7 protein-coding genes and 1 pseudogene are annotated in these 8,377 nt (G+C 49.0%); all 8 read left to right on the top strand.

Annotated elements, in window-relative coordinates; translation table 11 throughout:
- A pseudogene (gene tuf / locus EVX52_RS24960) lies at nucleotides 1–218 on the top strand (elongation factor Tu); the annotation flags it as partial.
- 253 nt (nucleotides 219–471) lie between these two features.
- Nucleotides 472–855 (top strand): preprotein translocase subunit SecE, encoded by a 384-nt coding sequence (secE, locus tag EVX52_RS24955; protein ID WP_034794996.1) that lies wholly within the window; start codon nucleotides 472–474, stop codon nucleotides 853–855.
- A complete protein-coding gene (gene nusG / locus EVX52_RS24950) occupies nucleotides 856–1,401 on the top strand; it encodes a transcription termination/antitermination protein NusG (RefSeq protein ID WP_009639145.1) in 546 nt (181 codons plus the stop codon).
- 180 nt (nucleotides 1,402–1,581) lie between these two features.
- Nucleotides 1,582–2,010: a 50S ribosomal protein L11 gene (rplK, locus tag EVX52_RS24945; protein WP_129955677.1), complete on the top strand. Its 429-nt coding sequence runs from the start codon at nucleotides 1,582–1,584 to the stop codon at nucleotides 2,008–2,010.
- Between the two features lie 3 nt (nucleotides 2,011–2,013).
- Nucleotides 2,014–2,718 carry a 50S ribosomal protein L1 gene (gene rplA, locus EVX52_RS24940; protein ID WP_120164019.1) on the top strand — a complete coding sequence of 235 codons (705 nt, stop codon included), beginning with the start codon at nucleotides 2,014–2,016 and terminating at the stop codon, nucleotides 2,716–2,718.
- A gap of 337 nt (nucleotides 2,719–3,055) precedes the next feature.
- The gene (rplJ, locus tag EVX52_RS24935; RefSeq protein WP_013577411.1) at nucleotides 3,056–3,553 is read left to right on the top strand and encodes a 50S ribosomal protein L10; all 498 of its coding nucleotides are present in this window, start codon (nucleotides 3,056–3,058) and stop codon (nucleotides 3,551–3,553) included.
- A gap of 66 nt (nucleotides 3,554–3,619) precedes the next feature.
- Nucleotides 3,620–3,985, top strand: coding sequence for a 50S ribosomal protein L7/L12 (gene rplL, locus EVX52_RS24930; RefSeq protein WP_013577410.1), 366 nt, complete (start codon nucleotides 3,620–3,622; stop codon nucleotides 3,983–3,985).
- A gap of 332 nt (nucleotides 3,986–4,317) precedes the next feature.
- Nucleotides 4,318–8,346 (top strand): DNA-directed RNA polymerase subunit beta, encoded by a 4,029-nt coding sequence (rpoB, locus tag EVX52_RS24925; protein ID WP_015699039.1) that lies wholly within the window; start codon nucleotides 4,318–4,320, stop codon nucleotides 8,344–8,346.
- Nucleotides 8,347–8,377: the final 31 nt, after the last annotated feature.

Raw genomic sequence — 8,377 nt, 5'->3', positions numbered from 1 at the left:
TCTTCAAAGGCTACCGTCCACAGTTCTACTTCCGTACAACTGACGTGACCGGTACTATCGAACTGCCAGAAGGCGTTGAGATGGTAATGCCTGGTGACAACGTGAACATGGTTGTTACGCTGATCCATCCAATCGCGATGGATGACGGTCTGCGTTTCGCAATCCGTGAAGGCGGCCGTACTGTAGGTGCTGGTGTTGTTGCTAAAGTTATCGCTTAATCGCTGATAGTTTTTTGTCACTATTCGTTGACGCAATACACACTAAAAGGGCATCATTCGATGCCCTTTTTTCTACGCTGTGGCGCTAGAACCTATCTCATCAGCGATTTATACGTCATAATCACTGGTGAGATAGGCTCTGAGATATAGCGTAAAACACCGAATTGCGCTCAAGTAGAGCATCGATCGGTTTGGTTTGCCTCGCAATGCGAGGCAAAGTTGTTTGTTCTGAATCATTGTGACGGGTTGGTTTATGAGTGCGAATACCGAGGCTCAAGGGAGCGGGCGCGGCCTGGAAGCGGTAAAGTGGCTGGTTGTTGCCGTTTTGTTGGTTGTAGCTATTGTCGGTAACTATTATTACCGTGCATACAGCCTGCCGTTACGCGCGTTAGCCGTAGTTGTTATTATCGCAATTGCAGGCGCAGTGGCTTTACTGACCACTAAAGGCAAGGCAACAGTTGCGTTTGCTCGTGAAGCGCGAACTGAAGTACGTAAAGTCATTTGGCCAACGCGCCAGGAAACATTGCATACCACACTGATCGTTGCGGCGGTAACTGCCGTTATGTCTCTGATTCTGTGGGGGCTGGATGGTATTTTAGTCCGCCTGGTATCTTTCATTACTGGCTTGAGGTTCTAAATGTCTGAAGCACCTAAAAAACGTTGGTACGTCGTTCAGGCGTTTTCTGGCTTTGAAGGCCGCGTAGCGCAATCGCTGCGTGAGCACATCAAATTACATGACATGGAAGAACTGTTTGGTGAAGTCATGGTTCCAACCGAAGAAGTGGTTGAAATTCGTGGTGGCCAGCGCCGTAAAAGTGAACGTAAATTCTTCCCGGGTTATGTGCTGGTACAGATGGTAATGAATGACGCCAGCTGGCACTTAGTTCGCAGCGTTCCTCGTGTTATGGGCTTCATTGGCGGAACGTCAGATCGTCCTGCACCAATCAGCGATAAAGAAGTTGATGCGATCATGAATCGCCTGCAACAAGTGGGGGATAAACCACGCCCTAAAACATTGTTCGAACCAGGTGAACTGGTACGTGTTAATGACGGGCCGTTTGCAGACTTCAATGGTGTGGTCGAAGAAGTTGATTACGAGAAAAGCCGCCTGAAAGTGTCTGTTTCCATCTTTGGCCGTGCAACACCGGTTGAACTGGACTTCGGTCAGGTTGAAAAGGGCTAATACAACGTTCTAAATATTCGTTAGAACAGTTGTTGTACAAGGCGCGAAATTAAACTATAATTTCGCGCCTTTTGTTTTTATGTGCAGTCTTCTTGGCACATAAATGATAAAGAACAAAGTACTGTAAATAACGGGGAGCCTCTTCAAACAGGCGATATTACCCAAACGAGGATATTTACCATGGCCAAGAAAGTACAAGCCTACGTTAAGCTGCAAGTTTCAGCTGGTATGGCAAACCCAAGTCCGCCAGTTGGTCCAGCTCTGGGTCAGCAAGGCGTGAACATCATGGAATTCTGTAAGGCGTTCAATGCTAAGACTGATAGCATGGAAAAAGGCCTGCCAATTCCTGTTGTTATTACTGTTTATTCTGACCGTTCTTTCACCTTCGTTACCAAAACCCCTCCTGCAGCAGTATTGCTGAAGAAAGCGGCTGGTATCAAGTCTGGTTCCGGCAAGCCGAACAAAGACAAAGTAGGTAAAGTAACGAGTGCTCAGGTTCGTGAAATCGCAGAAACCAAAGCTGCGGACATGACTGGTTCTGACGTTGAAGCGATGATTCGCTCCATCGAAGGTACTGCTCGTTCCATGGGCCTGGTAGTGGAGGATTAATAAATGGCTAAGCTGACCAAGCGCATGCGCGTGATCCGTGACAAAGTTGATGCTACTAAACAGTATGACATCACCGAAGCCGTTGCTCTGCTCAAAGAGCTGGCCACTGCTAAATTCGTAGAAAGCGTTGACGTTGCTGTTAACCTCGGCATCGACGCTCGTAAATCAGATCAAAACGTTCGCGGCGCAACCGTACTGCCACACGGCACCGGTCGTTCTGTTCGCGTTGCCGTCTTCACTCAAGGTGCAAACGCTGAAGCTGCTAAAGCTGCAGGCGCTGAACTGGTTGGTATGGAAGATCTGGCTGACCTGATCAAGAAAGGCGAAATGAACTTCGACGTTGTTATCGCATCTCCAGATGCAATGCGCGTTGTTGGCCAATTAGGTCAGGTCTTGGGCCCACGCGGTCTGATGCCTAACCCGAAAGTCGGTACTGTAACCCCTAACGTTGCTGAAGCGGTTAAGAACGCTAAAGCAGGTCAGGTTCGTTACCGTAACGACAAAAACGGCATCATCCATACCACTATCGGTAAGGTTGATTTCGAATCCGACAAGCTGAAAGAAAACCTGGAAGCTCTGTTGGTCGCTCTGAAAAAAGCGAAGCCTTCTCAGGCTAAAGGCGTTTTCATCAAGAAAGTAAGCCTGTCCACTACCATGGGCGCGGGTCTTGCTGTTGATCAAAGCGGCCTGAGCGCAACAGTTAACTAATTAACTGCTGACGTTTATCGCTTTACGCGGGCGATAGATTTGTCTAGAATCTATGGCCCGTTGTTTCGTTAATGCGAAACCAAGATTTTTCGGTTGGAGCCTGGCCTATCCAGGCCTCCGTCCAAGACCGCAGGTGCCCCGAAAAGGGCTTAATCCTTCCTGCGTAGACGGTGACAGAGCCTGAAGAAAATATTTCTTTGTCTTTTTTATAAAGAATTAAGATTTGTCTTTGCTGGATTCTCTGCTCACCGTGTTTGAACGCTTGATATCGATTCTCGATAACAAGTGATGTGAGTTCCGGGGATTTTCCCCGGCTAAATCCAGGAGCAAAAAGCTAATGGCATTAAATCTTCAAGACAAACAAGCGATTGTTGCTGAAGTCATCGAAGTAGCCAAAGGCGCGCTGTCTGCGGTTGTTGCGGATTCCCGTGGCGTAACTGTAGATAAAATGACTGAACTGCGTAAAGCAGGTCGTGAAGCTGGCGTTTACATGCGTGTTGTTCGCAACACCTTGATGCGTCGCGTCGTAGAAGGTACTCAGTTTGAGTGCCTGAAAGACACGTTTGTCGGTCCAACCTTGATTGCATTCTCTACTGAACACCCAGGCGCTGCTGCCCGTCTGTTCAAAGATTTCGCTAAAGCGAATGCAAAATTTGAGGTTAAAGCTGCGGCCTTTGAAGGTGAGTTTATCTCTGCGGCTCAAATTGACCGCTTGGCAACTCTGCCTACTTACGAAGAAGCAATCGCACGCCTGATGGCAACCATGAAAGAAGCCTCTGCAGGCAAATTGGTTCGCACTCTGGCTGCTGTACGCGATCAGAAAGAAGCTGCTTAATCAGCCTTTTTTATCTCGTTCATTTGCTTACGTATAAACTATTTCTGAATTCTAGGAACACTTGAAATGTCAATCACTAAAGAACAAATCATTGAAGGCGTTGCAGCTCTGTCTGTAATGGAAATCGTTGAACTGATCTCCGCTATGGAAGAAAAATTCGGCGTTTCTGCTGCTGCTGCTGTTGCAGGTCCTGCTGCTGCTGCTGAAGCTGTTGAAGAAAAAACTGAGTTCGACGTTGTTCTGGCCGCTGTTGGCGCGAACAAAGTTGCAGTTATCAAAGCTGTTCGCACCGCGACTGGCCTGGGTCTGAAAGAAGCTAAAGACCTGGTTGAGTCTGCTCCAGCAGCTCTGAAAGAAGGCATCAGCAAAGATGACGCTGAAGCTCTGAAAAAATCTCTGGAAGAAGCTGGTGCTTCTGTTGAAGTTAAGTAAGTTTAACTTCCCGGAGTGCAGTCTGTCCTAACAGGCTGATGGCTGGTGACTTTTTAGTCACCAGCCTTTTTGCGCTATAGAGTGTCAGTGATGTTTCACACTGTTTGAGCACTGAACTACTCTAATATCTCTTTCTATAGACGCCTTAATATATTGTTGCCTCTTGCTGTAGCTCATCTACAGATAACGCACAACGAAATGATTTAAGAGTGGTAGAAAACAGATATTGCGGAAAGCGTTTCTGCTTTCCGGTCGACATAAACGGTGTTGCATGAACTGTCCTTCTCAGGGCAGACAAGATTGGGTCACTGATCAGCGAGCTGAGGAACCCTATGGTTTACTCCTATACCGAGAAAAAACGCATTCGTAAGGATTTTGGTAAACGTCCACAAGTTCTGGACATTCCATATCTCCTTTCTATCCAGCTTGACTCGTTCCAGAAGTTTATCGAGCAAGACCCGGAAGGCCAGTACGGTCTGGAAGCTGCATTCCGTTCTGTATTCCCTATCAAGAGCTACAGCGGTAACTCTGAGCTGCAATACGTTAGCTACCGTCTTGGTGAGCCAGTATTTGACGTTAAAGAATGCCAGATCCGTGGTGTGACGTTCTCCGCGCCACTGCGTGTGAAACTGCGTCTGGTGATCTACGAACGCGAAGCACCAGAAGGTACGGTCAAAGACATCAAGGAACAAGAAGTCTATATGGGCGAAATTCCGCTCATGACCGAAAATGGTACCTTTGTGATTAACGGTACTGAGAGGGTTATCGTATCTCAGCTGCACCGTAGTCCGGGCGTATTCTTCGACAGCGACAAGGGTAAGACCCACTCATCGGGTAAAGTGCTTTATAACGCACGTATCATCCCTTACCGCGGTTCATGGTTAGATTTCGAGTTTGACCCGAAAGATAACCTCTTTGTGCGTATTGACCGTCGCCGTAAATTGCCTGCGACTATCATTCTGCGTGCATTAAATTACACGACTGAACAGATCCTTGACCTGTTCTTTGACAAGGTGACTTACCAGATCCGCGACAACAAGTTGCAGATGGAACTGGTACCTGAACGCCTGCGTGGTGAAACAGCTTCCTTTGATATCGAAGCTGACGGCAAAGTCTATGTAGAAAAAGGCCGCCGTATCACTGCCCGTCATATTCGTCAGCTTGAAAAAGACGAAATTCAGCGCATCGAAGTTCCTGTTGAGTACATCGCAGGGAAAGTGGTCTCTAAAGACTACATCGACACCAATACCGGTGAGCTGATCGTCCCGGCTAACATGGAATTGTCTCTGGATCTGCTGGCTAAGCTCAGCCAGTCCGGCCACAAAACCATTGAAACGCTGTTCACCAACGACCTCGATCATGGCGCTTACATGTCCGAGACTATTCGCGTCGACCCAACCAGCGATCGCCTGAGCGCACTGGTTGAGATCTACCGAATGATGCGTCCTGGTGAGCCACCAACGCGTGAAGCGGCTGAAAGCCTGTTCGAGAACCTGTTCTTCTCTGAAGATCGTTACGACCTGTCTGCAGTGGGTCGTATGAAGTTCAACCGTTCTCTGCTGCGTGATGAAATCGAAGGTTCAGGTATCCTGAGCAAAGACGACATCATTCAGGTTATGAAAAAGCTGATCGGTATTCGTAACGGCCAGGGCGAAGTGGACGATATCGACCACTTGGGCAACCGTCGTATTCGTTCCGTCGGCGAAATGGCTGAAAACCAATTCCGTGTAGGTTTGGTTCGTGTTGAGCGTGCGGTTAAAGAGCGTCTGTCTCTGGGCGACCTCGACACGCTGATGCCTCAGGATATGATCAACGCTAAGCCAATTTCGGCTGCGGTGAAAGAATTCTTCGGCTCAAGCCAGCTGTCACAATTTATGGACCAGAACAACCCGTTGTCTGAGATCACGCATAAGCGTCGTATCTCTGCATTGGGTCCGGGCGGTTTGACCCGTGAACGTGCTGGCTTTGAAGTTCGAGACGTACACCCGACTCACTACGGTCGCGTATGTCCAATCGAAACGCCAGAAGGTCCAAACATCGGTCTGATCAACTCCTTGTCTGTTTATGCACAGACCAATGAGTACGGTTTCCTGGAAACCCCTTACCGTCGCGTACGTGATGGTCTGGTGACTGATGAAATCAACTATCTGTCTGCTATTGAAGAAGGCAACTTCGTTATCGCTCAGGCGAACTCCAACCTGGACGAAGAAGGGCGCTTCATTGAAGACCTGGTCACTTGTCGTAGCAAAGGCGAATCCAGCCTGTTTAGCCGCGATCAGGTTGACTACATGGACGTTTCCACCCAACAGGTTGTCTCCGTTGGTGCTTCACTGATTCCATTCCTGGAACACGATGACGCCAACCGTGCATTGATGGGTGCGAACATGCAACGTCAGGCCGTTCCGACTCTGCGCGCTGATAAGCCGTTGGTGGGTACTGGTATGGAACGTGCTGTAGCGGTTGACTCCGGTGTTACTGCCGTAGCTAAACGTGGCGGTATTGTTCAGTACGTGGATGCATCCCGTATCGTTATTCGTGTTAACGAAGAAGAGATGTACCCGGGCGAAGCAGGTATCGACATTTATAACCTGACCAAATACACCCGTTCTAACCAGAACACCTGCATCAACCAGATGCCGTGTGTGAATCTGGGCGAGCCAATCGAGCGCGGCGACGTGCTGGCAGATGGTCCGTCAACAGATCTGGGCGAACTGGCTCTGGGTCAGAACATGCGTGTCGCGTTCATGCCTTGGAACGGTTACAACTTCGAAGACTCCATCTTGGTCTCCGAACGTGTTGTGCAGGAAGACCGATTCACGACCATCCATATCCAGGAACTGGCCTGTGTGTCCCGTGACACCAAGTTAGGGCCTGAAGAGATCACCGCTGACATCCCTAACGTGGGTGAAGCTGCGCTCTCCAAACTGGATGAATCCGGTATCGTTTATATCGGTGCTGAAGTGACCGGTGGTGACATTCTGGTGGGTAAGGTTACGCCTAAAGGTGAAACCCAACTGACGCCGGAAGAGAAACTGCTGCGTGCGATCTTCGGTGAGAAAGCGTCTGATGTTAAAGACTCTTCTCTGCGTGTACCAAACGGCGTTTCCGGTACGGTTATCGACGTGCAAGTCTTCACCCGCGATGGCGTGGAAAAAGACAAACGTGCGTTGGAAATCGAAGAGATGCAGCTGAAGCAGGCTAAGAAAGACCTGACTGAAGAATTGCAGATCCTGGAAGCCGGTCTGTTTGCACGTATCCAGTCTGCGCTGGTTGCTGGCGGTGTTGAAGCTGACAAGCTGGGCAAATTGCCTCGCGACCGTTGGTTAGAACTGTCACTGACTGACGAAGACAAACAGAACCAACTGGAACAGCTTGCTGAACAGTACGACGAACTGAAATCCGAGTTTGAGAAAAAACTCGAAGCTAAGCGTCGTAAAATCACTCAGGGCGATGATCTGGCACCAGGCGTGCTGAAAATCGTTAAAGTGTATTTGGCCGTTAAACGTCAAATCCAGCCTGGTGACAAGATGGCCGGCCGCCACGGTAACAAAGGTGTTATCTCTAAGATCAACCCGATCGAAGATATGCCTTACGATGAAAACGGGACTCCGGTTGATATCGTACTGAACCCGCTGGGCGTTCCATCACGTATGAACATTGGTCAGATTTTGGAAACCCACCTGGGTATGGCCGCGAAAGGTATTGGTGAAAAAATCAATGCCATGCTGAAGAAACAAGAAGAAGTTTCTAAGCTGCGCGAGTTCATCCAGCGTGCCTACGATCTGGGCGACGATGTACGTCAGAAAGTGGATCTGAACACCTTCACCGATGATGAAGTATTGCGTCTGGCTGAGAACCTGAAAAAAGGTATGCCAATCGCAACACCAGTCTTCGACGGTGCGAAAGAGACAGAGATCAAGCAACTGCTTGAAATGGGCGGAATCCCAACCTCTGGTCAGATCACACTGTTTGACGGCCGTACCGGCGAGCAATTCGAGCGTCAGGTTACCGTCGGCTATATGTACATGCTGAAACTGAACCACCTTGTTGACGATAAGATGCACGCGCGTTCTACCGGTTCTTACAGCCTTGTTACTCAGCAACCGCTGGGTGGTAAAGCTCAGTTCGGTGGTCAGCGCTTCGGTGAGATGGAAGTGTGGGCACTGGAAGCATACGGTGCCGCTTATACCCTGCAGGAAATGCTGACTGTTAAGTCCGATGACGTGAACGGCCGTACTAAGATGTATAAAAACATCGTAGATGGCGATCATCGTATGGAACCAGGCATGCCGGAATCCTTCAACGTACTGTTGAAAGAAATCCGTTCTCTGGGTATCAACATCGAGCTGGAAGACGAGTAAGTACTCGAATTCGCACTGATCACAGGGGCAC

Origin of the sequence: Rahnella sp. CFA14(1/10), assembly GCF_004195095.1 — a bacterium.
In the GTDB taxonomy this organism is placed as follows: Bacteria; Pseudomonadota; Gammaproteobacteria; order Enterobacterales; family Enterobacteriaceae; genus Rahnella; species Rahnella perminowiae.
This window is presented reverse-complemented; position numbering and strand designations above follow the sequence as displayed.